The organism is Roseateles sp. DAIF2 (assembly GCF_015624425.1).
Classification (GTDB): domain Bacteria; phylum Pseudomonadota; class Gammaproteobacteria; order Burkholderiales; family Burkholderiaceae_C; genus Kinneretia.
The window spans coordinates 5,509,107-5,533,999 of sequence record NZ_CP049919.1 but is presented as its reverse complement, the minus strand read 5'-3'; the positions used below and the strand labels follow the sequence as shown (position 1 = coordinate 5,533,999).

26 protein-coding genes are annotated in these 24,893 nt (G+C 70.9%); 15 read left to right on the top strand and 11 right to left on the bottom strand.

Annotation, left to right across the window (positions count from 1 at the left end):
• Nucleotides 1-32: 32 nt before the first annotated feature.
• The 5 genes from G8A07_RS25545 to G8A07_RS25525 all read left to right on the top strand — a co-directional run bounded on the left by G8A07_RS25545 (nt 33) and on the right by G8A07_RS25525 (nt 5,962).
• On the top strand, nt 33-2,981 hold the full coding sequence (locus tag G8A07_RS25545; protein ID WP_195794715.1) for an MHYT domain-containing protein: 2,949 nt from the start codon (nt 33-35) through the stop codon (nt 2,979-2,981).
• Nucleotides 2,978-3,973, top strand: coding sequence for an HD-GYP domain-containing protein (locus G8A07_RS25540; protein WP_195794714.1), 996 nt, complete (start codon nt 2,978-2,980; stop codon nt 3,971-3,973). The genes G8A07_RS25545 and G8A07_RS25540 overlap by 4 nt, the downstream gene beginning before the upstream one ends.
• Nucleotides 3,974-4,140: 167 nt before the next feature.
• Complete coding sequence (locus G8A07_RS25535) at nt 4,141-4,695, top strand: hypothetical protein (protein WP_195794713.1); 555 nt, start codon at nt 4,141-4,143, stop codon at nt 4,693-4,695.
• 71 nt (nt 4,696-4,766) lie between these two features.
• Nucleotides 4,767-5,045, top strand: coding sequence for a hypothetical protein (locus G8A07_RS25530; protein WP_195794712.1), 279 nt, complete (start codon nt 4,767-4,769; stop codon nt 5,043-5,045).
• A 371-nt stretch (nt 5,046-5,416) separates the two neighbouring features.
• Nucleotides 5,417-5,962, top strand: coding sequence for a hypothetical protein (locus tag G8A07_RS25525; RefSeq protein ID WP_195794711.1), 546 nt, complete (start codon nt 5,417-5,419; stop codon nt 5,960-5,962).
• Nucleotides 5,963-6,069: 107 nt separating this feature from the next.
• Here G8A07_RS25525 and G8A07_RS25520 read toward each other — a convergent pair whose 3' ends face one another.
• A complete protein-coding gene (locus G8A07_RS25520) occupies nt 6,070-6,927 on the bottom strand; it encodes a hypothetical protein (protein WP_195794710.1) in 858 nt (285 codons plus the stop codon).
• 2 nt (nt 6,928-6,929) lie between these two features.
• Nucleotides 6,930-7,469 carry a PAN domain-containing protein gene (locus G8A07_RS25515; protein ID WP_195794709.1) on the bottom strand — a complete coding sequence of 180 codons (540 nt, stop codon included), beginning with the start codon at nt 7,467-7,469 and terminating at the stop codon, nt 6,930-6,932.
• A gap of 350 nt (nt 7,470-7,819) precedes the next feature.
• Here G8A07_RS25515 and G8A07_RS25510 point away from each other — a divergent pair, with 350 nt between their 5' ends.
• Entirely contained in the window at nt 7,820-9,067 is a 1,248-nt protein-coding gene (locus G8A07_RS25510; RefSeq protein WP_195794708.1) for a nucleoside recognition domain-containing protein, read from the top strand.
• Here the strand turns inward: G8A07_RS25510 and G8A07_RS25505 are convergent.
• The gene (locus tag G8A07_RS25505) at nt 9,060-9,950 is read right to left on the bottom strand and encodes an AraC family transcriptional regulator (RefSeq protein WP_195794707.1); all 891 of its coding nucleotides are present in this window, start codon (nt 9,948-9,950) and stop codon (nt 9,060-9,062) included. The two genes, G8A07_RS25510 and G8A07_RS25505, sit on opposite strands and share 8 nt — an antisense overlap.
• Nucleotides 9,951-10,072: 122 nt before the next feature.
• Here G8A07_RS25505 and G8A07_RS25500 point away from each other — a divergent pair, with 122 nt between their 5' ends.
• The 6 genes from G8A07_RS25500 to G8A07_RS25475 all read left to right on the top strand — a co-directional run bounded on the left by G8A07_RS25500 (nt 10,073) and on the right by G8A07_RS25475 (nt 13,795).
• Nucleotides 10,073-10,621, top strand: coding sequence for a carboxymuconolactone decarboxylase family protein (locus G8A07_RS25500; protein WP_195794706.1), 549 nt, complete (start codon nt 10,073-10,075; stop codon nt 10,619-10,621).
• A gap of 53 nt (nt 10,622-10,674) precedes the next feature.
• A complete protein-coding gene (locus tag G8A07_RS25495; RefSeq protein ID WP_195794705.1) occupies nt 10,675-11,247 on the top strand; it encodes a peroxiredoxin in 573 nt (190 codons plus the stop codon).
• Between the two features lie 16 nt (nt 11,248-11,263).
• Nucleotides 11,264-11,977: a glutamine amidotransferase gene (locus G8A07_RS25490; RefSeq protein ID WP_195794704.1), complete on the top strand. Its 714-nt coding sequence runs from the start codon at nt 11,264-11,266 to the stop codon at nt 11,975-11,977.
• A complete protein-coding gene (locus G8A07_RS25485; RefSeq protein WP_249937142.1) occupies nt 11,974-12,702 on the top strand; it encodes an MOSC domain-containing protein in 729 nt (242 codons plus the stop codon). Before G8A07_RS25490 ends, G8A07_RS25485 begins: the two co-directional genes overlap by 4 nt.
• A 134-nt stretch (nt 12,703-12,836) precedes the next feature.
• The gene (locus tag G8A07_RS25480; RefSeq protein ID WP_195794703.1) at nt 12,837-13,433 is read left to right on the top strand and encodes a GNAT family N-acetyltransferase; all 597 of its coding nucleotides are present in this window, start codon (nt 12,837-12,839) and stop codon (nt 13,431-13,433) included.
• The gene (locus G8A07_RS25475; protein ID WP_195794702.1) at nt 13,430-13,795 is read left to right on the top strand and encodes a GFA family protein; all 366 of its coding nucleotides are present in this window, start codon (nt 13,430-13,432) and stop codon (nt 13,793-13,795) included. The genes G8A07_RS25480 and G8A07_RS25475 overlap by 4 nt, the downstream gene beginning before the upstream one ends.
• Before the next feature lie 8 nt (nt 13,796-13,803).
• Here the strand turns inward: G8A07_RS25475 and G8A07_RS25470 are convergent, their stop codons facing one another.
• Nucleotides 13,804-14,493 carry a hypothetical protein gene (locus G8A07_RS25470; RefSeq protein WP_195794701.1) on the bottom strand — a complete coding sequence of 230 codons (690 nt, stop codon included), beginning with the start codon at nt 14,491-14,493 and terminating at the stop codon, nt 13,804-13,806.
• A 48-nt stretch (nt 14,494-14,541) separates the two neighbouring features.
• On the opposite strand from G8A07_RS25470, the gene cutA reads away from it, so the two are divergent.
• A complete protein-coding gene (gene cutA / locus G8A07_RS25465; protein ID WP_195794700.1) occupies nt 14,542-14,901 on the top strand; it encodes a divalent-cation tolerance protein CutA in 360 nt (119 codons plus the stop codon).
• Here cutA and G8A07_RS25460 read toward each other — a convergent pair.
• From G8A07_RS25460 to G8A07_RS25450, 3 genes are all read right to left on the bottom strand, one after another.
• Nucleotides 14,847-15,746 carry a universal stress protein gene (locus G8A07_RS25460; protein WP_195794699.1) on the bottom strand — a complete coding sequence of 300 codons (900 nt, stop codon included), beginning with the start codon at nt 15,744-15,746 and terminating at the stop codon, nt 14,847-14,849. The genes cutA and G8A07_RS25460 overlap by 55 nt on opposite strands.
• Before the next feature lie 154 nt (nt 15,747-15,900).
• Nucleotides 15,901-16,320 carry a GreA/GreB family elongation factor gene (locus G8A07_RS25455; RefSeq protein WP_195794698.1) on the bottom strand — a complete coding sequence of 140 codons (420 nt, stop codon included), beginning with the start codon at nt 16,318-16,320 and terminating at the stop codon, nt 15,901-15,903.
• Between the two features lie 295 nt (nt 16,321-16,615).
• Nucleotides 16,616-17,848, bottom strand: coding sequence for an FAD-dependent monooxygenase (locus tag G8A07_RS25450; protein ID WP_195794697.1), 1,233 nt, complete (start codon nt 17,846-17,848; stop codon nt 16,616-16,618).
• An 80-nt stretch (nt 17,849-17,928) separates the two neighbouring features.
• On the opposite strand from G8A07_RS25450, the gene G8A07_RS25445 reads away from it, so the two are divergent.
• The gene (locus G8A07_RS25445; RefSeq protein WP_195794696.1) at nt 17,929-18,912 is read left to right on the top strand and encodes an aldo/keto reductase; all 984 of its coding nucleotides are present in this window, start codon (nt 17,929-17,931) and stop codon (nt 18,910-18,912) included.
• Nucleotides 18,913-19,006: 94 nt separating this feature from the next.
• On the top strand, nt 19,007-20,167 hold the full coding sequence (locus G8A07_RS25440; RefSeq protein ID WP_195794695.1) for a DUF4382 domain-containing protein: 1,161 nt from the start codon (nt 19,007-19,009) through the stop codon (nt 20,165-20,167).
• A 9-nt stretch (nt 20,168-20,176) separates the two neighbouring features.
• On the opposite strand, the gene murU is transcribed toward G8A07_RS25440, so the two are convergent.
• From murU to G8A07_RS25420, 4 genes are read right to left on the bottom strand one after another with little or no spacing between them, the layout of a single operon-like run.
• Nucleotides 20,177-20,863, bottom strand: coding sequence for an N-acetylmuramate alpha-1-phosphate uridylyltransferase MurU (gene murU, locus G8A07_RS25435; protein WP_195794694.1), 687 nt, complete (start codon nt 20,861-20,863; stop codon nt 20,177-20,179).
• A 32-nt stretch (nt 20,864-20,895) separates the two neighbouring features.
• Entirely contained in the window at nt 20,896-22,995 is a 2,100-nt protein-coding gene (locus tag G8A07_RS25430) for an ATP-binding protein (RefSeq protein WP_195794693.1), read from the bottom strand.
• On the bottom strand, nt 22,992-23,552 hold the full coding sequence (locus G8A07_RS25425) for a response regulator (RefSeq protein WP_195794692.1): 561 nt from the start codon (nt 23,550-23,552) through the stop codon (nt 22,992-22,994). Before G8A07_RS25425 ends, G8A07_RS25430 begins: the two co-directional genes overlap by 4 nt.
• Complete coding sequence (locus G8A07_RS25420; RefSeq protein ID WP_249937141.1) at nt 23,527-24,840, bottom strand: HD domain-containing phosphohydrolase; 1,314 nt, start codon at nt 24,838-24,840, stop codon at nt 23,527-23,529. The genes G8A07_RS25425 and G8A07_RS25420 overlap by 26 nt, the downstream gene beginning before the upstream one ends.
• Nucleotides 24,841-24,893 lie beyond the last annotated feature (53 nt).

Below are 24,893 nucleotides of genomic sequence, written 5' to 3'. Positions count from 1 at the left end.
TCCGCATAAACCCTGATCTTGCCGCTGCCGCGATGCTGAACGAGTTCTTCCTTTTCCGCGATGGCGCGCCGACCCTGCTGCTGGTCGGCAGCCACCAGCCCTGGCTGGTGGCCCTGTCGGTGGGGGTGGCCGCGCTGACCTCGGCGCTGGCGCTGCAGATGGCCGGCATGGCCAAGCGCGCCGAAGGCCGCGCCCAGCGCCACGCGATCCTGGCCAGCGGTGCCGCGGCGATGGGCGGCGGCGTCTGGTCCATGCATTTCATCGGCATGCTGGCCTTCCAGCTCTGCGCCGGCGTGCGCTTCGACACCGGGCTGACCCTGCTGTCGGCGCTGCCGGCGCTGCTGGCCTCCTGGGTCGCGCTGGCGCTGCTGTCGCAGGGCCGGCTGGGGCGCTGGCAATGGGTGATGGGCGGGGTGCTGGTCGGTGCCGGCATCGGCTCGATGCATTACATCGGCATGGCGGCGATGGAGCTCAATGCCGAGCTGCGCTACGACCCGCTGTGGTTCGCGGCCAGCATCGTCGTCGCGGTGCTGCTGGCGATGCTGGCGCTGTGGATCCGCTTCGGGCTGGAAGGGCGGCTGGGCCGGCTGTGGACCGTGCTGCTGGGCGGCCTGGTGATGGGCGGCGCGATCTCGGGCATGCACTACACCGCGATGGGCGCGGCGCGCTTCATCGGCAGCTCCGACGAAGTCTGCGACACCGTGCTGGGCAGCAACGGCGCGCTGGCGCTGGGCGTGACCCTGGTGACCCTGGCGATCAGCCTGCTGACCGCCGGCACCCATGGCCTGCTGAGCTACCGGCGCCTGAACCGGCGCCTGCGCGACAGCGAGCAGCAATACCGCAGCCTGATCGACAACAGCCCCGGCGTGAACTTCCGCTGCCGCATCGATGCCGACTGGAGCATGCTGCTGATCAGCGATTCGGTGCAGACCCTGACCGGCTGGCCGGCGCAGGACTTCCTGGCCGGGCGCGCCAGCTTCGCGCCGCTGATCCATCTCGAGGACCGCGAGCGTGTCAATGCCGAGGTGACGCGCGCGCTGGCGGCCGACGAACCCTACAAGCTGGAGTACCGGCTGCACACCCGCGAGGGCGTGGAGCGCTGGGTCTCCGAGACCGGCCGCGGCGTGCGCGACGAGAGCGGCGCGCTGGGCCTGATCGACGGCGTGATCCTCGACATCAGCGAGGCCAAGCGCCTGCAGCTGGACCTGCAGGAGGCCAAGGGCCGCGCCGAGGCCGCGGCCGCGGCCAAGAGCGCCTTCCTGGCCAATATGAGCCACGAGATCCGCACGCCGATGAACGCGGTGCTGGGCTTCACCGAGCTGCTGCTGGATACCACCCTGAGCGAGAGCCAGCGCAAGCACCTGAACACGGTGCGTGGCTCGGCGCGCTCGCTGCTGGGCCTGCTGAACGACATCCTGGACACCGCCAAGCTCGACAAGGGCGCGGTCGAGCTGGAGCGGCGCGACTTCTCGCTGCGCGCGGTCTGCGAGCAGACCCTGGCCTCGCTGCGCCTGGCCGCCGAACGCAAGGGCCTGGAGCTGCGCCTGGACTATCCGGCCGAGGCGCCGCAGTTCTTCCAGGGCGATGCGCTGCGCGTGCAGCAGGTGCTGGTGAACCTGGTCGGCAATGCGATCAAGTTCACCGAGCGGGGCTCCGTCACGCTGCGCCTGCGCATCGACGCGGCCGATGGGGCGGTGCATCTGGCCGTGATCGACACCGGCATCGGCATCGCGCCGGACCGGCTGGAGCGCATCTTCGACGCCTTCGCGCAGGCCGACGCCTCGACCACGCGGCGCTTCGGCGGCACCGGCCTGGGCACGACGATCTCGCGCCAGCTGGTCGAGCGCATGGGCGGGCGCATCCGGGTCGAGAGCCAGATCGGCGCGGGCAGCTGCTTCCATGTGCATCTGCCGCTGCCGCCCGGCGCGCCGGTGGCCGCCGTGGTCGAGACGCCCGATGCGGCGACCACGCTGCCGCCGCTGCGCCTGCTGGTGGCCGACGATGTGGCGCAGAACGGCGAGCTGATGCAGCTGCTGCTGGGCCGCGACGGCCATCGTGTGCGCCTGGTCGGCGACGGGCTGCAGGCGCTGCAGGCCTTCGGCGAGGAGGAGTTCGACGCGGTGCTGATGGATGTGCACATGCCCGAGCTGGACGGCCTGGGCGCGACCCGGCGCATCCGCAAGTTCGAGCTGAGCGAGGCACGGCCGCGCACGCCGATCATCGCGCTGACCGCCAGCGTGCTGGAGGAGGACCGCCAGGCCGCGCTGGCCGCCGGCATGGACGGCTTCGCGGCCAAGCCGGTGGAGCCGGCGCGGCTGCGCGCCGAGCTGGCGCGGGTGCTGGGCCTGAGCCCGGGGGCGGCGTCCGGCGCAGCGCTGGCGATGCCCTCGGCGCAGCAAGAGCTGGTCGACATCGACTGCGAGCAGGGCCTGCAGCTGTGGGGCAGTGCCGGCGCCTGGCAGCGCGCGCTGCGCCGCTTCGCGGTCGAGCAGCGCGACGGCGCCGCGCGCCTGCTGGCCCTGCTGCATGCGCGCGAATGGCTGGAGGCGCGCGCGCTGGTGCACCGCTGGCGCGGCGTGGCCGGCAGCCTGGCGCTGCCGCGCCTGCTGGCGGCGACCCTGCCGCTGGAGGAGGCGCTGCGCCAGGGGCGGCAGGAGCCGGAACTGTCCGCGCTGGGCGAGGCCCTGGCCGGCGCGCTGCGCGAGGTGCTGGCCGCGATCGCCGAGCAGGCGGCCGCGGGGCCGGCCTCGGCGCCCGCGCCGCTGGAGGCCATGCCACCCGTGGCCCCGGCCTCGCTGGACCGGCTGGAGCGCGCGCTGCAGCATGGCGAGCTGGACGATGCCGCCTTCGCCGAGCTGCAGCAGCATCTGGGCCAGGCGCGCTGCGCCGCGCTGGCCGAGGCGCTGGACCAGTTCGACTTCGAGGCGGCGCTGCGCGCGCTGCAGGCCCTGAAGCAGGCTGCCGGATCATCATCATCATGACGACGAGCGATACCCGCCCCAAGCTGCTGCTGGTCGACGACGAGCCGGCCAATCTGCAGGTGCTGCGCCATGTGCTGCAGGACGACTACCGCCTGCTGTTCGCGCGCGACGGCCACAAGGCGCTGGAGCTGGCGCGCGCCGAGGCGCCGCAGCTGGTGCTGCTGGACGTGATGATGCCGGCGCTGTCGGGCCTGGACGTGTGCCGCACCCTGAAGGCCCAGGCCGCGACCCGCGCGATCCCGGTGATCTTCGTCACCGCGCTGGCCGATGCGCAGGACGAGGCCCAGGGCTTCGAGGCCGGCGCGGTGGACTACATCAGCAAGCCGATCAGCCCGGCCATCGTGCGGGCGCGGGTGCGCACCCATCTGTCCCTGGTGCGCGTCGAGGAGCTGCGCGCGACGCGGCTGCAGATCGTGCAGCGCCTGGGCCGCGCCGCCGAGTACAAGGACAACGAGACCGGCTGGCATGTGCTGCGCATGAGCCACTATTCGCAGATCCTGGCGCGCGCCGCCGGCTACGACGAGCGCCGCGCCGACGATCTGCTGCATGCCGCGCCGATGCACGATGTCGGCAAGCTGGGCATCCCCGACGCGATCCTGCAGAAGAACGGCCCGCTGAGCGAAGCCGAATGGGCCGTGATGCGCCGCCATCCCGAGATCGGCGCCGAGATCCTGGGCGAGCATGAGGGCGGCCTGCTGGCGATGGCGCGCCGCATTGCGCTGGCGCACCACGAGAAATGGGACGGCAGCGGCTACCCCGAAGGCCTGGCCGGCGAGGCCATCCCCGAGGAGGCCCGCATCGTCGCGATCGCCGACGTATTCGACGCGCTGACCAGCGTGCGCCCCTACAAGCCGGCCTGGCCGGTCGAGCGCGCCGTCGAGTTCCTGCGCGAACAGGCCGGCCGGCATTTCGAGCCGCGGCTGGTGGCGCTGTTCATCGCGGAGCTGCCGAAGGTGATGGAGGTGAGGGAGCGCTTTCTGGAAGAGGGGTGAGCAGCGGCCGCGTCGGCGGTCTCTCGCCTGGTTTGTGTCCAAAGCAACGAGATCCCCCACCGGTGTGATGGACGGGCAGCGCGCCCTTGCCTCCAATCCACCCTCGAACGGCGGCCGTCGCTCGTTTCGGGGCGTCCATGCTGTTTTCGCCCAGCAGTTCCCCTGGGATGCGGCGCATCGTGCCTGACGAGCAGCGCCGGCCGCATCGGACTCTGCAGCGGGAGGCGGCCATTGAATTCCAGCTATGGGCCTATCGCATGTATCGACTTCGCACCCCACGCATCCTTTTCACGAGCCTTCTCCTGGCAGGGGGCGTCACGGCCTGTGGTGGTGGTGGCAGCGGTGATGGCCCGGAGACGGCCGGCCCCTGCGTTCATAGCTATGGCGAACCGTCGCTGATCATTGAGTCGGCACAGGACGCCACGACGACGACGGCGCTGCCCATGCTGACTCTCAGCAGCATCCAGCTCGATGGCGCGCCCTTCGACACCAGCGTCCTGGCCAAGGAGGCGAAGAACGTGAAGATCGTCGCCGGTGGGCTGGAATGCACCGTCCCCTGCGGCTTCAGCACGAAGCAGGGGGGCTTCACCTTCACGGCATCGGCCGCGGGCTATGCCGCAAAGCAGGTCGGCGCCACCGCGGCTTACGCCTCCTCGACCGGCGGCTGCCCGTCGTCGCAGACCGGGGGCAAGCGCATCGCGGTCATGCTGTCGCGGCCATAGCCGCGGCTCATCGGTACGGGCCGCGGCGCTGCGATGAGCGGGCTGGTGATCGGCATCATCTGTCGGAGCTGGTGGCCTGCTGGCTGGCCTGGCGCATCCTGCGCTCGCCGGGCCCGCTGTGGCTGCGCCTGCTGAACGCCGCGGTGGCCTTCATCCCCTTCATCGGGCCCTTGTTCGCCTTTTGGGCGAGCGACTTCCCTGCGCCGCATCACCCCGCGTATCGAGACAACAGCAGGTACTCGCCGGACGTGTATTTACGCTGGATCGATGTGCTCCGGATGAGGAATGAAAGCGCGCGGCAACAGCGCTGGAAGGAGCTCATGAAGAAGAACCATGAGGAGGAGCCGTAAGGTGATCCGCGATCGGCGGCACGATCCTCAGTGACAACAAGGGCGACCTGTTGGTGCCGGGGCGGTGCGAGGTCGCACGGACCGTCCGCGTAGTTTTAGCGGTAACGACATGACCGCAAGCTCGGCGTCGCAACATCAAGGGTATCGAGACAATGGGGAGGGATGGGATGAGGACGCAAGATCCAGATAGAAGATTCACGCGGAACTTCGGCGCCTTGCTTGTTGCAGCCGGATTTTGCTCACCGGCATTCGCGGATCCATCGTCCGATCCCGGGCGGCGACAGCCCCCGGTGCTCGATACATCAGCCCCATTGGGCTCGCGAGTCAATCCCGTCCGGGCTTATGCGCCCTTGGGCCAGAGGGAGTTCCTGATGCGGCTGCGTTGTCCGGAGGGCGATGCGCCGGGCTTTTCGCGATCGGGAAGTTTTGGCACCGGTCCATATGGCACGGTCATCGATGCGTACCGCGTCGTCTGCGCCTCCGGACGACAGAGCGACATCTTCATGGACATGTATCACCCGCACAAGGAGATGGGCGATGTGCCGGGATTCAAGACGCTGCCCGAGCTGCCTGCGCGGATTGCAAAGGGTTGTCCGCCCGAGGTGCCGGACGCGGCACCGGGGACCTACGTCTTTCAGGCGCTTGAGCTTGAGCGCCCGTCGGGCATCGACTTGCGCAAGGCAGAACTCTCGCATCCGGACGTCGGGGGCTGGGTGTACGCCCGGTTCACGATCGGCGCCGATGGGCGGGTAGATCCATCAAGCCTGGACTTTCCGCTCCCGAGCCTTGATCCGCGGCTCAAGGAGTTGGTGTCCAAGTACCTCATCAGCCTGCAACTGGATCCGCCTCTGCACAAACCGGGCTGCCCGGTGCCACAGCGCTTTGAAGGTGGCGTCGAGGTCCGCAAGTCATCTTGAAGTCGGTCCGGCCCGTCGCGTTCCTGCGCGAACAGGCCGGCCGGCATTTCGAGCCGCGGCTGGTGGAATTGTTCATCGCGGAGCTGCCGGCGGTGATTTGGGGCTCATCAGCCTTTGGGGTTGCTGGCTTGCGAGCCGGGTGGAGTTCCCCGGCGAGCATGTCTCCCGGTTGTCGCGGGAGCTCCGGGTGGGGTGGTTGGTCCCGCAGACCTTCTGGCCGTCGCTGCATCCGCAGCCTTGTCGACGGACCTCGCCTCCGCACTCGGCTCCTGCGGCTTGAGTGGGAGCTTCTGTGTGCAGGAGGCGGTCAGTTCACCGACCGCCGAGGCGTCTCCCCATCCCAGGATTGCATCGAGATTCGAAAGCAGCGCCGTGCGCTCGGGTTGCGCGTGCTGAAGCGCCATCTGGCATGCCAGCAGCGCGTACTGGCGCTTCTCCCAAATCGTGTGTCGCTTGAAGAAGTCGAACTGGGTGAACGCGAGCGTTGAGATCAGGGGCACCAATGCGGTCAAGACCAAGTTGCTGGTCTTGAGCCGAGCGGATGGTGTCTTGCCCTCCTCAAGTGCTGCGACTCGCGCGGCGCCGACGGCGGCGGCGCAGGAAACGGCGAAGAGCAGCAGCTTGAATCCGATGTCGTAGGTCTGGTTGACGAGCGCATTCCTCGCCGAGCGATTGCGCTCCGGCTCGATCGAAGCATGCAAGGCCTTGCGATCGGCGTCGGTGAAGGAGGTGCTGCCGTCGGTTGCAAGGCACGCGCCGCAGAAGGACGCCGGGGCCGGCGGTGCGCCGGCCTGACTCAGCTTCTGGATGTCTGCCTGGGTTGCCGCCAGACTCAAACTGGCGTCTCGGCTGGCCATTGCGACATAGAGCGCCAGCGCGGCCGTAACGATGCCCAGCAGAAGGCTCGCATACCTGATGACGGCATCGAGGGAGCGTCCCCGCTGCTTCGTTGCTTCCTCCATCATGGCTAGTCCTCAGCCGGGACGAGGTTGGTGCCGGGATCGATGGGCACCGAGGCGGGCTTGAACTTGACGCCGGAGACGGTGCGCAGATTGCCTTCCGGGTTCGGGATGCGACCCTTGAGCCAGCAACGCCCCTGCGGCCCTTGTAAGCCCGGGCGGGCATAGGTCCAGGCTGCGCAGGAGCGATCGCCGCCGCATGCCGCCTCGCAGCTTTTCCATGAGCTTGAAACGAAATTCTTGTAGTCCGATCCGGGGCGATCCGTGCGGTCTTCCGGCTTCATGTCGGCCCTTGAGATGTATTTGCGAGGTCCCGAGTTGCAGCAACTGTTCTTCACCAGCGCGGGCAGCCGGCTCTTGAGCCAGCAGCGCCCGGTGGGGCCCTGGACGCCTGGCTTGACCCACGTCCAGGCCTGACATCTGGAATCGCCGCCGCACGAATTTCTGCAGACCGGCGGCGAGTCAGCATTGAAGTTGGCGTAATCGAACCCGGGTAAGTCGATCCCGTCGACCGCATGGGCCGTCGGCGGGAGCAGCAGCGCGCCCATCGCGCAAAGACAGGTCGCGAGAACATGCGTTCCGACCCAGGCTGTGGCGGTTCCCATGGTGTTTGACCCGGCTGCGATGCGTTGGCATCGATCGCTCAACCGTAGTCGATGCGGACCGGCCTCCCATCCACCAAGGTATGGATTGCCGCAGGTAGTGAACGAGCGCAGGACGTAGCGCAGAAGGGCGGTTCGACCTTGCTGAATGAACCGGCCACCGCAACGGCGCTGGGTCCCCCACATCACCCCCAGTTATCCCGCCCCGCCCCTTCGGCATGCCCCCGCCGGCGGGCGCGCCGCGCGAGCCGGAATAATGGGCGCCTTCTCGGCCGCCCCTTACTCCTGACCTCGCGATGGTGCTCAACTACATCTGGATCGGTTTCTTCCTGATCGGCTTCGGCGTCGCGCTGGCGCGGCTGCTGGGCGGCGACCTGGCGATCTTCGGCCAGGTGTTGACCGGCATCTTCGATACCGCCAAAACCGGCTTCGACATCTCGCTGGGCCTGGTCGGCGTGATGAGCCTCTGGCTGGGCATCATGAAGATCGGCGAGAACGCCGGCGTGATCCAGCTCTTCGCGCGGGTGATGGCGCCGTTCTTCGCGCGCATCTTCCCCGAGGTGCCCAAGGGCCACCCGGCCGGCGGCTCGATGGTGATGAACTTCTCCGCCAATATGCTGGGTCTGGACAACGCGGCCACGCCGCTGGGCCTGAAGGCGATGAAGGAGCTGCAGGAGCTGAATCCGCAGAAGGACACCGCCAGCAACGCGATGATCATGTTCCTGGTGTTGAACACCGCGGGCATCACCCTGATCCCGACCTCGGTGATCGCGATCCGCCAGGCGCTGGCGGTGGACCAGGGGCTGGTCGGCTTCAACGCGGCGGACATCTTTTTGCCCACCCTGATCGGCACCTTCATCTCCTTCATGGCCGGCCTGGTGGCGGTTGCGATCTACCAGCGTATCAATCTGTTCAGCCTGCCGGTGCTGGCCTTCTTCGGCGGCTTCATCGCGATCATGGCGGCCCTGTTCGGCTGGCTGCACCAGTACCCGCCGGAGATCATGGCCAAGTACATCGGCCTGCTCGGCAGCCTGGTGATCCTGTCGATCATCGTGCTGTTCATCGCGGTCGGGGCCTGGCGGCGCATCAATGTCTATGAGATCTTCGTCGAGGGCGCGAAGGAGGGTTTCGGCGTTGCGATCGGCATCATTCCCTACCTGGTCGCGATCCTGGTCGCGATCTCGGTGTTCCGAACCACGGGCTGCATGGACTATGTGGTGGGCGGCATCGCCTGGGTGGTGGGCGCGCTGGGCCTGCCGACCGATTTCGTGCCGGCCCTGCCGGTGGGCCTGATGAAGACCCTGTCGGGCAGCGGCGCGCGCGGCCTGATGGTGGACGTGATGAAGACCTATGGCGTCGACAGCTTCGAGGGCAAGCTGGCCGCGATCATCCAGGGCTCGACCGAGACCACCTTCTATGTGCTGGCGGTCTACTTCGGCAGCGTCAAGATCGCCAAGACCCGCTATGCGCTGACCTGCGGCCTGTTTGCCGACATCGTCGGCCTGGTCGGCGCGATCCTGGTCGGCTACTGGTTCTTCAAGTGAGCGACTCGGCCGCGGCCGTGGCGGCCGCGCCGTCCAGCCATTGCCGCGGCGACTGCCCCAGGCGCTGGCTGAACAGGCGCGACAGCGCCGAAGCGTTGGCATAGCCCAGTTCGTCGGCGATCTGCTTGACCGGCCGGCCCTGGCGCAGCCGGGCCTGGGCCAGGGTCAGGCGCCAGTCGGCCAGGTAGTTGGCCGGCGTCTGGTCCAGCACCGCCTTGAAATGCGCGGCGAAGGCGCTGCGCGACATGCCGGCCCGCTCGGCCATCGCCTCCAGGCTCCAGGCCGCGCCCGGGTCTTCGTGCAGCGCGACCAGCGCGCGCGCCAGCCGCGGGTCCGACAGGCCGGTGACCAGGCCCGGCTGCACGCCGGCCTCGGCCGGATGGTCGATCAGCCAGCGCAATAGCTGGATCAGCACCACCTCGAACAGCCGGTCCGCCAGCAGGCGCTGGCCGCAGCGCAGCCGTTCGGTCTCGCTGAACAAGAGCTGCAGCGATAGCTCCAGCCCCTCGACCCGCGCCAGCGGCAGCACCAAGAGCGGCGGTAGTGCCCGCACCAGCGGGTTCAGCGCGCCGCCGTCGAACTCCAGCTCGGCGCAGACGAAGTCCGAGCCCTCCTCGGGCGGGTTGCGGAACTCATGCGCCAGCGGCCGCGGGTAGAACAGCAGGGTCGGCTCGTCAATGCGCAGGCGCCGCGGCAGGCCGGCCTGCCCGGCGCCATGGCGCAGTTCCAGCTCGCCGCGCCGCATCACATGCAGAAAGCCGCGCCCGGGCTCGGCCGGGAAGCGGCTGATGCCGCACAGCGGGCCGTTGTGGAACAGGCGCGTCCGCACCTTGAAGCGGTCCAGCAGGCTGGACAGGCGGTCGATGGTCGGCGGCGGGCTCATGTCTGCTGGACGATTGGGTATGCGCTCTGGACGATAGGTGGCCAATGGTACGGCCGGGCGGCGCACACTGAAGTCCAGCAGCTGCCCGCCCCTTCTTCTCCACCGCAAAGGAAACCACCATCATGTCCCGCATCCCCCTGATCGATCCCGCCCAGGCCACCGGCAGCGCCAAGGCCCTGCTGCAGCAGATCCACGGCGCCTTCGGCGCCACGCCCGCGATGTTCCGCGCGGTCGCCAACTCGCCCGCCGCGCTGCAGAGCATGTGGGCCGCCTTCGGTGCCCTCGGCTCCGGCGTGATCCCGGCCAAGCTGGGCGAGCAAATCGCCGTCGCCGTCGCGGACCGCAACGATTGCGAGTACTGCCTGGCCGCCCACACGATGCTGGGCCGCAAGGCCGGTGCCAGCGCCGCCGAGATGGCCGCCGCCCAGCAGGGCGAAGCGGCCGACCCGCAGACCGCTGCCGCGCTGCGCTTCGCGCTGAAGCTGGTCAACCAGCGCGGCCAGGTCGGCGATGCCGATGTGCAGGCGCTGCGCGAGGTCGGCTTCAATGACGAGCAGATCGTCGAGATCCTGGCCCATGTGGCGCTGAACCTGTTCACCAACTATGTGAACGTGGCCTTCCAGGTGCCGGTCGACTTCCCGGCCGTCAAGCTGCATCGTCAGGCCGCCTGACATCATCCCCAGGGGCCGCAGGGCCCCTGGGCTCTTCGCCAAGGAGACCCGCGATGTCCTTCGAGATCCCCGCCGCCCGGGCCGAGCCGGCCCCACCGCTGCAGATCGCGCAATGGTTCAACACCGACGGCGGCAGCGCATCGCTCGCGCTGCCGGCCCTGCGCGGCCGCGTGGTGGCGCTGCATGCCTTTCAGATGCTGTGCCCCGGCTGCGTGGCCCATGGCCTGCCGCAGGCGGCCCGGCTGCATGAGCTGTTCCCGCCCGAGCGCCTGGCCGTGATCGGCCTGCACAGCGTGTTCGAGCACCATGAGGTGATGGGCCATGCGGCCGCGCTGCAGGCCTTCATCCACGAGTACCGGCTCGCCTTCCCGATCGGGCTGGACCGGCCGGATCCGCGCGGCGGCCCGGTGCCGCTGACGATGCAGGCCCTGGGCCTGCGCGGCACGCCCAGCCTGATCCTCCTGGACAAGCGCGGCCGCATCCGGCTGCACCAGTTCGGCCGCGTCGACGATCTGCGCCTCGGTGCGCTGATCGGCCAGCTGATGGCCGAACCCGACCCCGATGCGCCGTCGCTCTGCGACGATGACGAGGGTTGCCGCCTGCCCGCATCCGCCGACCTCCGTTGAGGAATCAACTCCCACCATGAGCAAGACCGTCCTGGCCCTGCGCCATCTCGCCTTCGAAGACCTGGGCCTGCTGGAGCCGCTGCTGCGCGAGCGCGGCTATGCGCGCATCGACTACCGCGACGCCGGCGTCGATGCGCTGGATGCCGCCGAGGCGGAGGCGGCCGATCTGCTGGTCGTGCTGGGCGGGCCGATCGGCGCCGAGGACGAGGCGCTGTATCCCTTCTTGGCCGAGGAGCTGCGCCTGATCGAGCAGCGCCTGGCGGCGGGCCGGCCGCTGCTGGGCGTCTGCCTGGGCGCGCAGCTGATGGCGCGCGCGCTGGGCGCCGCGGTGCGGCCGATGCCGCATGGCCGCAAGGAGATCGGCTTCGCCCCGCTGAGCCTGAGCGAAGCCGGCCTGGCCTCGCCGTTGGCGCCGCTGCGCGCCGGCCAGCCGGTGCTGCACTGGCATGGCGACCAGTTCGCGCTGCCCGCCGGCCTGCCCAGCCTGGCCGCCACGCCGCTGTGCCCGCACCAGGCTTTCATGGCCGGCCCGGCCGCGCTGGCGCTGCAGTTCCATCTGGAGGCCGATCCGCGCCGCATCGAGCAGTGGCTGATCGGCCATGCGGCCGAGCTGGGCCAGGCCGGCGTCGACATCGCCGCGCTGCGCCGCGACACGGCCCTGCACGGCCCGGGCCTGCGCGCCGCGCTGGCCGCGGTGCTGGACGCCTGGTTGCCGGGCTGCGCCGCATGAGCGACGCAGTGATGGATGAGGCGGGCATCGAGATTGGCCGCCTGCGCGCGGTGCTGACGGGCAAGTCCCGACCCTATACCCGGCCCGGCAGCATCAGCGGCATCGCCAAGACGCCGCTGGGCGCGCCGGTGGAAGTCGGCCCGGAAGGCCTGGCCGGCGACGAGCAGGGCGACCGGCGCCTGCATGGCGGCCCCGACAAGGCCGTGCATTGCTATGCCTGGAGCCATTACGAGGCCTGGCGCCGCGAGCTGGCCGGCATCGAGCCGGCCGCGGCGCTGCTGCAGCGGCCCGGCGCCTTCGGCGAGAACTTCAGCCTGGAGCCGGGGCTGGACGAGGCCGAGGTCTGCATCGCCGATCGCTGGGCCATCGGCGAGACGGCGCTGTTCGAGATCAGCCAGGGCCGCCAGCCCTGCTGGAAGCTGAACGACCGCTTCGGCGTGCCCGACATGGCGCTGCGCCTGCAGCAGAGCCTGCGGCCGGGCTGGTATCTGCGTGTGCTGCGGCCGGGCGTCGTGGCCGCGGGCGATGCGATCCGCCGCGTCGCCCGCCCCCATCCGGACTGGCCGTTGCGGCGCCTGCTGCGCGTGATCGCCGAGCGCGACTGCGACCCGGCACTCCTGCGCCAGGTCGTCGAGCTGCCGCTGCCGCCCTCCTGGCTCAAGCTCTTTCGCGGCCGGCTGGCAAGCGGCGAGGTCGAATCCTGGAGCCGGCGGCTGGAGGGCTAAAGTCGCGTCCGGCAAGGCCCCGATGGATGGGGCGGGAGGATGACGCCGATGAACCCGGAACAGCGAGCGGCCTTTTTCGAGGCGCTGGAGCGCCGCCGCGCCCAGGCTACCGAGATCTGTCAGGGCAACTTGGCATGAGCACCGCGCGACAGGACTGGCCGGTCGACCTGGCCCGCGCCGACGAGCTGGAAGCGCTGCGGCGCATCGAGGCCGCGGCGGCCACCCTGTTCCCGCCGCAAGACCTGCCCCCGGCCCTGGCGCAGCATCAGCTTTCGCTGCAAGCACTGGAGCAGGCACGCGCGGCGGGGCTGCTGTGGGTCGTGCGTGCGGCGGCCTCATCGCAGCCGGTGGCCTTCCTGCTGGCCGAGGCCTGCGGCGACTGCCTGCACCTGGCCGAGATGGACGTGCTGCCGTCCCATGGCCGCCGCGGCATCGGCGCGGCCCTGCTGGCCCGGGCCGGTGCGGAGGCGGCCGCGCGCGGCCTCGCATGGCTGACCCTCAGCACCTTCGAGCATCTGCCCTGGAACGGGCCCTTCTATGCGCGGCAGGGCTTTCGGCCGTTCGATGAAGAAGAAGCAAGCGGCGCGGACTCAGCAGCGTTTCCCCATCTCGCGGCGCGGCTGGCGGCCGAGCGGGGGCTGGGCCTGGCGCGGCGCATCGGCATGGTCCGGCCGGTGGCCTCACCGGAGGGCGCTACGATGGCCCGACAACATCGGGAGACATGGCGATGACGACCAGCGACGAATCCGTTCTGCGCGGCAGCTGCCATTGCGGCCGCGTCGCCTTCGAGGTACGGGGCCGGCCGGACTCGGCGCTGGCCTGCAACTGCTCGATCTGCCAGCGCAAGGGCTCGCTGCTGTGGTTCGTGCCGCGCAGCCGCTTCAGCCTGCTGACGCCGGACGAGAACGCCGGCAGCTATCTGTTCAACAAGCATGTGATCAAGCACCGCTTCTGCAGCACCTGCGGCATCCATCCCTATGCCGAGGGCCAGGACCCGCAGGGCCACGCGATCGCGGCGATCAATCTGCGCTGCCTCGAGGACTTCGACCTGGCCAGCGTGCCGGTCACGCAGTACGACGGCCGGGCGCGCTGAGGGTTTGTTCAGCCGAGAAGGCTGGCGCGCCAGCGCTCCGCGAGCTCCAGCGGCCGCGTGAGGCCGCGCTGCCGCAGTGCCTCGGCCGCGGCGATGGCGGCCTCGGCATGGCTCAGCGCCTCATCGCGCGCACCGGCAGCGGCGGCAACCGCGCCGGCCGCATAGGCGGTGCCGAAGCGCTCGGCCAGGGCCAGGCCCTCGGCGTCCGTCAGGCGGGCCAGCATCGCGCCGGCGCGCGCTGCGGCAGCACCCAGCGGGATCGCGCGTTCCTGGGGCGAGGGGCCGGGCCGGCCCAGCGCCGCGCATTCCAGCTCGCAGGTCCGGGTGATCGCATCGGCCACCTGCTGCAGCACCGGCATCTCGCGGCAATGCACCAGCAGCTTGAAGGAGCCGCTGGTCAGGTAGTCGCCGGCCAGCACATTGCCGGCCGTGCCCAGCAGCGCCGCGCCACCCTCGGCCTCGGGATCGTCCACCCGCGCATGCAGGCGCTGCAGGCCCACATGCACCAGGTCCAGCGCCGCGCCGACATGCAGGCAGGCCTCGCTCTCGTCGAAGCTGCAGGCGATCAGCGTGTGCACCGGCTCATGCTGCGCCGACAGCAGGGCACCCAGCGCCAGCTGCACCGGGGCGGCCTGGCAGGGCAGGGAGGCGAGCACGGCGGCGCGCAGGCGGGCATGGATGGAATCCGGAAAGCTCATCCGGCCATTGTCCTTGAAGGCGGGGACAGCGGCTCGCACAATCCGCACATGTCCGCGCCCGATCCCACCCCGACTCCCACTGTCATTGCCGTCGTCACCACCCTGCCGGACCGCGCCGCGGCGCAAGACCTGGCACGGGCGCTGGTCAGCCAGGGCCTGGCGGCCTGCGCCCAGATCTCCGAGATCGAGAGCGTCTACCGCTGGGACGGCGCGCTGCAGCAGGAGCGCGAGTTTCGCCTGCTGCTGAAGACCCGCGCCGCCCTGTACCCGCGGCTGGAGGTGGCGATCCGCGCCGCCCATCCCTACGAGCTGCCGGCCATCCATGCGCAGGCGCTGGGGCCGGTGTATGGGCCCTATGCGCGTTGGGTCGAGGAGCAGACCTTGGCCGCCGGCGACGACGCGGCCTGAGCCGGGGCCGGCGCCCCCTCTTGTTCCTGCGGCCAGACCAGCAGGTCGCAGCCGGCGCGTCCGAGCAGGGTGGCCGCGGTGCTGCCCAGCAGCGGCCCGGCCCAGGCCGGCCGGGGCGGGCGCAGCCCGACGACGATCAGCTCCGCACCGCCATGTTCCTGCTGCACCAGGGTCTGGCGTGCCGGATCGCCGCGGCCCAGGGTGTACATCAGGCGGTTGCGGCGCGCGCCCAGCGAATCGCTGAGCTGCAGCAGATGCTGGCGGGCCTGGCGGTACAGGGCCTCGCGGTAGGCCAGCACGCTGCGGTAGGAGGCCTCGGCGGCGCGCAGCCGGGCCTCGTCGCGCGTGCCGATCGCATGGAACAGCTCCAGCTGCGCCTCGGGCTGCAGCGCGGCGGCGGCCTCGACCAGCCGCAGCGCGCGTTGCGGCGCCATTAACTCCACCGCGACCAGCAGCTTGGCATAGGCCCGCTCGGCCGGCCGCCGCACCACCAGCAGCGGGCAGGGCTGGCGCCGCAGCAGGCGCCGCGCCAGCGGCGTGAACAGCCAGGCATGGCGCTGCTCCTCCGGCCAGCCCAGCACCAGCAGGTCGATCGAGCGGGCCCGCAGGATCTCGCGCAACTGGGTCTCGCCGTCCAGCACGCCCAGGCAGCGCACGCGCAGGCGGTGCCGACGCGCCAGCATCGCGGCGCAGCGCTGCAGGCGTTCGCCGACATCGGGCGGGCCGGTGCCGTCCAGATGGGCCAGCTCCAGCACCGCGTCATGGCGGCGCGCCAGCAGGACCGCGCGGGCCAGGGCCTGCTCGGCCGCGCTGGAGAAATCGTTCAGGGTCAGGATGGTGTGCATGAGAAAAAAGATTTGTGGGTGATGTGTGAGCCGCGCAGCGCGGCGCGCCACCCGCACCGGCGCCGGGCCGGGGGTGGTCGATGGGTGCGGTGAGCGAGAGAGAGGGCGTGCGAGCGGGGTCGGGTCTTGCCTCTAGCGCCGCCGCAGCTGCGCCTCAGCGCAGCAGGTCGCCGCTCGCCTCGGGCTGGTAGAGCAGGGCGCTGATCAGCAGCGTCGCGCCATCGCCGCCGCCCGGCGTCCGCCAACTGGCCTGCGCGCCGACCGGGCGGCCCAGCAGGCTCAGGCCCACCGGCGACAGCACCGAGATGCGGCCCTCGTCGGGCCGGGCCTCGGCCGGGTAGCACAGGGTCAGGCGGCGCTGGCGGCCGGTGCCGAGCTCGACCACCTCGAGCTCCGAGTTCATCGAGACGATGTCGGCCGGCAGGCGCGGCGAGGGCAGCAGCTCGGCGCCGTCCAGCAGGGCCTGCAGCGGCTCATGGTCCTGCGCCAGGCGGCTCAGGCGTTGATGGTCGAGTTCGGTCAGCAGGCAGCTGGCGTCGCCGGCCGGCGGGATAGGAGTGGAAGCAGAAGACATTGCGGCATTCCTCGTCGGGAAAAGGCGGGGCGCCGCAGCGTGAGAGGCTCACGGGCATGGCGGCGCACCCTCGCGCTGGCGGTTGGGGCCCGGCGATCGAGAGGTGTTGCGCTGTCTGGGGGAGGGGTGGGGGATCGCCGGGCTCAGGAGTCTGCGGCCGGGCGCTGGGGTGCCACGGCCGCGCGCAGGCCTGCCGCCGCGAGCGCGGACAGGAAGGCGGTGCTGAACTGGTGGGCCGGGAGATGCATGACGGGCCGCATTGTGCCGCAGCGGCGCGCAAGCGCAAGCCCGGGGCTCAGCGCCGCCCGAACATCATCTGCCGCGCCAGCGCGCGCTTCACCGGCGGCAGCGCCTGCAGCGCGGCCAGCCCCAGGCCGCGTGCGGCCGGCAGGCCGGGCCAGCGCCAGGCGAAGCTGCGCGCCAGGAAATCGGTGGCGGCGATCATGCTCCAGCGGTCCGGCGCGCGCTGCCATTCGACGCCGCGCAGCGCGCGGTCCAGCTCGGCCGCGCTGGGGCATGGCTTCAGCGCGTCGACCAGCGCATAGGCGTCGCGCAGGCCCAGGTTCAGGCCCTGGCCGGCGACCGGGTGCAGGGTCTGGGCGGCATTGCCGATGCGCACGCTGCGGCCCTCGACCAGGCTGCGCTCCGCGTTCAGGCCGAGCGGGAAGCATTTCAGCGCCGAGATGCCCTGCAGCCGGCCGATGCGAGCGGGCAGCAGGCTCTGGATCACCGCCAGGCGCTGCGCGTCGTTCAGGCCGGCGATCTCGTCCTCGGCCTGCGGCATGCACCAGACCAGCGCGGCGCGGCGCCGGCCGTCGTCCAGGGCCTTGAGCGGCAGCAGGGCCAGCGGGCCGTTGCGGGTGAAGCGCTCGTAGGCGACGCCGGCCGGGCTGTCGGGCGCCAGCATCACGGTGCCGACCCAGGCGTTCTGCTGATAGTCGTGGGTTAAGGCCTTGCGCGCCTGCTCCGCGAACACGCCGCCCTCGGCGACCACGGCCAGGTCGTAGCTCTCGGCGATGCCGGCATCGACCTCGATGCCGTCCTCGACCGGCTTCAGCCCCGCGACCGGCTGGCCGAAGCGGCTCAGCAGGCGCTGCGGCGCGCGCGCGGTCTCGGCCAGCCAGGCGGCCTGCAGCGGCGCGACCAGCTGGCCGTAGCTCAAGACCGCGCCGAGCTGGGCCACGCCCTGCTCGGCCGCGCTGATGCGCACCTCGGGCTCGCCGGCCGGGCCGAACAGCGGATGGTTCAGGGTCGGCGGGGCCTGGCTGACCTGCACCTCGGCGATCGCCTGGGCGGCGCCGGCGTTCCAGGCCGACAGGCGCTGCAGCAGCTGCACGCTGCCCAGCGACAGGGCGAGGGTGCGCGGGTCGGCCGAGACATCGCGCTCCAGCGGGCGGGCGTCGAACAGGGTGATCTGCGCCCGCGGCAGCGAGCGCGCCGCAAGCAGGGCCAGGGCCAGGCCGGCCGGGCCGGCGCCGACCACGGCCAGGCGCAGCGTGGGGGCTGGCAACGGGGTATCGAGGGACATGGCGGCACTATAGCCGCCGGCCCTGCAGGCCCGGCGCGGCTGCGCTACGCTTGCCGCCTGCCACAAGAGGAAGCGTCTTCATGCAATACCGTCGTCTGGGCCGCAGCGGCCTGCAAGTCTCCGAACTGTCCCTGGGCTCCTGGGTCACCTATCACAACCAGGTCGACACCAAGGCCGCCAGCGAGATGCTGGCCGCGGCCTTCGATGCCGGCGTGAACTTCTTTGACAACGCCGAGGTCTATGCGCTGGGCGAGAGCGAGGTGGTGATGGGCCAGGCCTTCAAGCAGCTGGGTTGGGCGCGGCACCGCTACATCGTCTCGACCAAGTTCTTCTGGGGCATCGACCGCGACGTGCCGCACGCCACCAACTTCAAGGACACGCTGAACCGCAAGTACCTGATGCAGGCGATCGACGGCTCGCTGAAGCGCCTGCAGCTGGACTTCGTCGACCTGGTCTACTGCCACCGCCCCGATCCGCACACGCCGATCGAGGAGACGGTCTGGGCGATGAGCGACATGATCCGCCAGGGCAAGGCGCTGTACTGGGGCACCAGCGAATGGAGCGCCGCCGACATCCGCGCCGCCTGGGAGATCGCCGAGCGGCATCACCTGCACAAGCCGGTGGTGGAGCAGCCGCAGTACCACCTGTTCCACCGCCAGCGCGTCGAGCAGGAATACGCGCGGCTCTACGAGGACATCGGCCTGGGCCTGACCACCTGGAGCCCGCTGGCCTCGGGTCTGTTGACCGGCAAGTACCGCAGCGGCATCCCGGCCGGCAGCCGCGGCGCGCTGGAGAGCATGAGCTGGATGCGCGAGCAGCTGCAGGACCCGGCGCGCAATGCCGCGGTGGCCGAGCTGCAGGGCATCGCGGCCGAGCTGGGCGGCAATGTGGCGCAGCTGGCGATCGCCTGGGCGAACCGCAACCCGCGTGTCTCGACCGTGATCCTGGGCGCCAGCAAGCTGGCCCAGCTGCAGGACAACCTGGGCGCGCTGGCGCTGACGCCCAAGCTGACGCCCGAGCTGCTGGCACGCATCGACGCGCTGACCCTGCCGCTGGCGAAGTAAGCAGGCAAGCGGGCAACAGTTCCTTACCCCGGCCGCGGCCGGGGCGCTCCACAATCGACATGCCGTTGCTTCCCTTCCTTGCAGGAGGTCCGTCATGAAGATGAGCTGTCTGGGACTGTTTCTGGGAGTGGCGCTCGCCGCCTGTGGTGGCGGGGGTGGCGATGCCGGCGAGCCGGTGCTGAACAACGGCACCCTGCGGGTGGCGATGACCGATGCGCCGTCCTGCGGCTACGACGCGGTGTTCGTCACGGTGCAGAAGCTGCGCGTGCATGGCAGCGCCAGCGCCGCGGAGACCGACGGCGGCTGGTCCGAGCTGCTGCTGAACCCGGCGCGGCGCGTGGACCTGCTGACCCTCACCAACGGGGTGCTGGAGGAGCTGGGCCAGCTGCCGCTGCCGGCGGGGCGCTACAGCCAGCTGCGCCTGGTGCTGGCGGCCAACGACGCGGCCAACCCGATGGCCAATGCGGTGACGCCCAGCGGCGGCACGGCCATCGCGCTGGATACGCCCAGCGGGCAGCAGAGTGGCGTCAAGCTGAATGCGCAGATCGATGTCGAGACCGGCAAGCAGGCCGATGTGGTGCTGGACTTCGATGCCTGCAAGTCGGTGGTCAAGCGCGGCAACTCGGGGCGCTACAACCTGCAGCCGGTAATCCGCGTGCTGCCGCGCCTGTCGGACGCCGGTGCGCGCGTGGTCGGCTATGTCGAGGCCAGCCTGGCCAACAGCGACACGCGGGTCTCGGTGCAGCAGGCCGGCGTGCCGGTCAAGAGCACCTGGCCGGATGCCAACGGGCGCTTCGTGCTCTATCCGCTGCCCAGCGGCAGCTACGAGCTGGTGCTGGCCGCGCCGGGCCGCGCCACCGCGGTGCTGAGCGGCGTGCCGGTGGTCGCGGCCACGCCCACCGAGGTGAATGGCGCCGGCGCGCCGATCGCGCTGGCGGCCTCGAGCGAACGCGAGATCGGCGGCACCCTGACGCCCGCCAGCGCCGGCCTGCGCGCGCTGCAGACCCTGGGCGGGGCGATCACGGTCGAGGTGGCCTGGGCCTCGGTGCTGGCCGACAGCGGCGCCTACACGCTGCGCCTGCCGGTGGCCGCGCCGCGGCTGGCGGCCTATGCGCCGAACGCGGCCGCACTGAACTTCCAGCCCGATGCGGCCGCGGCCGCCAAGTACAGGCTCGAGGCCAGCTCGAACGGGGTGCTGAAGACCGCGGACGTGAACGTCAGCGGCGTGGTGGCGCCGATCGACTTCGGCTTCTGAGCTCCGTGTTCAGGCCGGCTTGTTGAGCGCCGCCAGGCGCTCGGCCGTGCCGACATCGGTCCAGGCGCCGGCGTAATGCTCGGCGCTCATCCGGCCGGCCGCGATCGCGGCGTCCAGGTGCGGGCGCAGCGCGGCGCGCTCGCCCGGCTTGACCGCGGCGAAGAAGGCGGCGCGGAACAGGCCCACGCTGGCCCAGGTGTAGCGCGGCGCGCCGTCCAGCCGGGCCAGGCCTTGCGCGTCGATCGCGAAATCGCCGCGCGGGTGGTGCGGCGCGTTGTCCACCATCCACAGATGGGCCAGCGCATCGCCGGCCGCGAAGCGTGCGGCCGCGGCCGGGTCGAAGGGGAAGCCGGGCAGGAACACATCGCCGGAGACGACCCAGAAGGCGTCCTGCCCATCGGCGCCCAGCAGCGGCAGGGCCTGGGCGATGCCGCCGGCGGTCTCCAGCGCGCCCACGGGTTCCATCGAGTAATGCAGGCGCAGGCCGAAGGCGCTGCCGTCGCCCAGCCGGGCCGGGAACTGCTCGCCCAGCCAGGCGCAGTTGATCACGATGTCGCGCACGCCGGCGGCGGCCAGGGCCTCGATATGCCACACGATCAGGGGCTTGCCGCGCACGTCCAGCAGCGGCTTGGGGGTATGGTCGGTCAGCGGCCGCAGGCGCTCGCCACGCCCGGCCGCGAGGATGATGGCTCGCATGGGGCGCGAGTGTAGGCGCGCCGACGGCGGGTTCAGCCAGGGCCGGCCGCCGGCACCCAGACCTTGAAGCGGGTACCGACCCCGGGCTCCGATGTCAATTCGATCTGCCCGCCATGCTTCTGCACGATCGAGAAGGACAGCGAGAGTCCCAGCCCCGTGCCCTGGCCGACCGGCTTGGTGGTGAAGAAGGGCTCGAAGATGCGGCGCTGCAGTTCGGGTGTCATGCCGCAGCCGCTGTCGGCCACTTCGACCCAGACCCAGTCCTGCCCGTCGCGCTGCCCGGTGCCGCTGCTCAGGGTGATCACGCCGCGGCCTTCGATCGCATGGGCGGCGTTGACGATCAGGTTCATGAACACCTGGTTGAGCTGACCCGCCAGGCAGCGCACCGGCGGCAGGTTGCCGTACTCGCGCCGCACCTCGGCCTTGTACTTGACCTCGTTCATCACGACATTGAGCGTCGACTCCAGGCCGGCGTTGAGGTCGGCCTCCTGCCAGTCCGCATGGTCGACGCGCGAGAAGTCCTTCAGGTCCTGCACGATCTTCTTGACCCGGCCCAGCCCGTCCTCGCTTTCCTTCAGCAGCTGAGGCAGGTCCTCGGCGATGTAGTCCAGGTCGGCCGCGCGCTTCAGCGCGGCCAGCTCGGCGTCCGCCGCGGCCGGCTCGCGCCTTGCATAGGCCTGCAGCAGGTTCAGCAGGGCCTCGACATAGCGGCGCAGCGAACCGAGGTTGGAGTTGACGAAGCCGATCGGGTTGTTGATCTCATGCGCGACGCCGGCCGCCAGCTGGCCGATCGAGGCCATCTTCTCGGACTGCAGCAGCTGGTTCTGCGCCTCTTCCAGGCGTTCGTTGGTCTGCTTGATGCGCTCGTAGTTCAGCTCCAGCTCGCGCTGGACGCGCTGCACCTCGGTGCGGTCCTGCAGCAGCCACCAGGTGCCGGCGGTCGGGTCCAGTGGGTTCGCCACATAGGCGATCAGCTGCACCCACAGCCGGTTGTCGCGGCGGGTGCGCATGGCCATCTCGTGCGACATCGACTGCCCCTGCGACAGCAGCGGGCCGGCGATGCGACCCAGCTCGGCATGGTCCTCGGGGCTGCAGAACATCTCGCTGGTCGGAATGCCGATCGGCGAGGCCTCGCCGAACTCAAACATCCGGGCGAAGGCCCGGTTGGCGCGGGTGATGCGCTGGTTGGCCGTCGCGATGATGCCGACCGAGGCATTCTCCAGAAAGGCCTCCAGGTCATGGTGGGTGGTCAGCAGCTCGGCGGTGCGCTCGGCCACCATCTGCTCCAGGTCGCTGCCATGGCGCTTCAGTGCCTCCTCGGCATTGCGGCGCGCGCTGACATCCTGCAGGGTCTCGATCGCGCCGACCACCCGGCCCTCGATGTCCAGCAGCGGTGCGGCGGTGAAGAACAGCCAGCAGCCCGCGGCACCGAAGCGCGGGAAGAAGTCCTCGGCTTCGTAGGCGCGCTCGGAGACCGGCGAGCGGCGCAGCTTGTCCCGGTAGCGGGCCTCGATCTCGGCCTCGCCGCGGCCGTCGATGATCAGGTCCGCCAGCAGCGGGCGCCGCTCCGGATAGAAGGCACGCCAGGCCTCGGTGCTGCCCAGCATCTCGAGGGAGTCGATGCCGGTCAGCCGCGCGCAGGCCTCGTTCCAATGGGTGACGCGATGGCCGGCGTCGAGCACGAAGGTGGCCACCGGGTCGTACTCGACGATCTGGTGCATCACCCGCCCCACCTCCAGCAGGCTGTGCTGCACATGCTGCATGTCGCTGAGATCCTGGCAGGTGGTCAGCGCCAGGCTGCCCTGGGGGTCGTGCAGCGCGCGGGCGCTCAGCTCCAGGAAGCGCTGGCTGCCGCTGGCGGTGCGGGCCTGCAGGCTCAGCACCGGCAGCTCCGCATCGCCGTGCAGGCAGCCCAGGCCGTAGTCGCGCAGCGCCGGCTGCGCCTCGGGGCCGGCCCAGGCATCGAAGTCGAGCGCGAGCAGCTGGGCCAGCGTGAAGCCGGTCAGCCGCAGCATCGCGGGATTGGCGAGCAGGATGCGGCCGCCGGCATGCGCGTAGGCCGGGGCGCTGACGGCGTCCAGCACCCGGGCGCAGTGGTCCAGCCAGCCGGCGGGCTGCGGCAGGGCGCTCACGGCAGCGGCTGCGGGCCGTCATCCATGATGACCGAGCCGTCGCTGTCCCAGCGCACCCGCGTCAGCCCGGGCTCCAGGCGCTCCAGCCGGCGCTGCTCCAGCTCCTGCGCGCTCAGCTCGCCGCGCTGCCGGCGCATCGCATCGGCCAGCGCCTCGGTCTCGAGCCGCCGCTCGCGCTGCGCCAGCAGCTCGCGCAGCGCGGCGATCAGCTCGGCATCGACCCAGGGCTTGGCGATGAAGCGGGCGATCTGGGCCTCGTTGATCGCCGCCAGCAGGGCCTGCTGGTCGGCCTGGCCGGACAGGATGACGCGCACGCAGTCGGGCTGCAGCTCACGCAGCCGGCTCAGCAGCGCAACACCGTCCAGCTGCGGCATGCGGTAGTCCGACAGCACCAGCGAAAACGCGCAGTCGCCGGCCCTTGCCAGCGCCGCGCGTGGGTCCGCATGGGGTTCCAGCTCCCAGTGCAGGTCCAGCTCGCGCAGGCCCAGGCGCAGGCTGCGCTGCAGGGCGCTGAGGATATGGGGCTCGTCGTCAACGAGCAGGATGCGCGGATTCATGGGCGGCCTCCGTGGCTGCGGTGGGGGGCGGCCGGCGCACATGCAGATTGAGCCGGACGCCGCCGCGTTCGATGAACTCGTGGATCTGCCGCACCTTGTGGGCGTCGAAGCAGAAGCCGGCGGCCAGCAGCAGGGTGCCCTGCGGGCTCAGCAGATCGCGGGCCAGCACCATGCCCGGGCGCAGCTCGGCCGCGGCGATCAGCCAGTCCGACTCGACCTCCGGCGGGGCCTCGGCCAGCACCTGCTGGAAGGCCGCGACGACGGCCGGCTCATAGCGCAGGCCGGCGCCCTGCTTGATCACCGCCGCAGCCTCGGTCGGCCCCAGCCGCTTCGCCGCCAGCCGGCCCGACAGCAGACCGTGGTAATGGACCGCCAGGCTCAGGGCCTGGGCCGCGCGCGGCAGTTCGTCGCCGGCCAACCCGTCGGGCAGGCCGCGGCCGTCGATGCGCTCATCCTGCCAGCGCACGAAGCGCGCGGCGCGCTGCAGGCGCGGCAGGGCCAGCAGCGCGGCCTCGGCATTCAGGTTGTGCTGGCGGTAGCGCGCCTGTTCTTCGCCGTTCATGGTCGAGACCGGCTTGCGCAGCAGCGCATCGGGCAGGCCGATCTTGCCGATCTCGTGCAGCAGGCCGGCGCTGAAGACGTCCTGGCATGTCGGCGGATCCAGCCCCAGGCGCTCAGCGGTGCGGCGCGCCAGCAGCGCCACCCGGCGCGAATGGCCGGCGCTGCCACCCTCGCGCAGCTCCAGCAGGCCGGCGAACACGTCCAGCGAGAGCAGGAACTGCTGCTCCAGTTCGGCATAGGCCTGCTCGAGGAAGCCGTTGATCTGGGCGATCTCCTGCGTGCGCGCCAGCACGCGCCGCTCCAGCTCGGCATTGGCGCTCTGCAGCTGCTCGTTCTGCGCCGCGGTCAGCCGCTGCAGATGCCGGTTCTCCTGCTCCAGCCGGCGCCGCGTCAGGCCCTCGCGCACCACCAGCAGCAGGTCCTGGTCCTCCCAGGGCTTGGCGATGTAGCGGTGGATCTCGCCGCGGTTGATCGCCGCGATGGTGGCGCCGATGTCGGCATAGCCGGTCAGCAGGATGCGCACCAGCTCGGGCCAGCGCCGCCGCACCTGCTCGAGGAACTGCGCTCCGTCCATCACCGGCATGCGCATGTCGGAGACCACCAGGTCCACCGGCTCGGTCTCGAGCAGGGCCAGCGCGGCGGTTGCGCTCTCGGCCAGCAGCACCCGGTAGCCCTCGGGCCGGAACAGGCGCCGCAGGGCGCTGAGGATCGAGGGTTCATCGTCCACGAACAGGATCGTGGGCGACGCTGCTTCTGACGCGGTTACGGTCATGCCGTCTC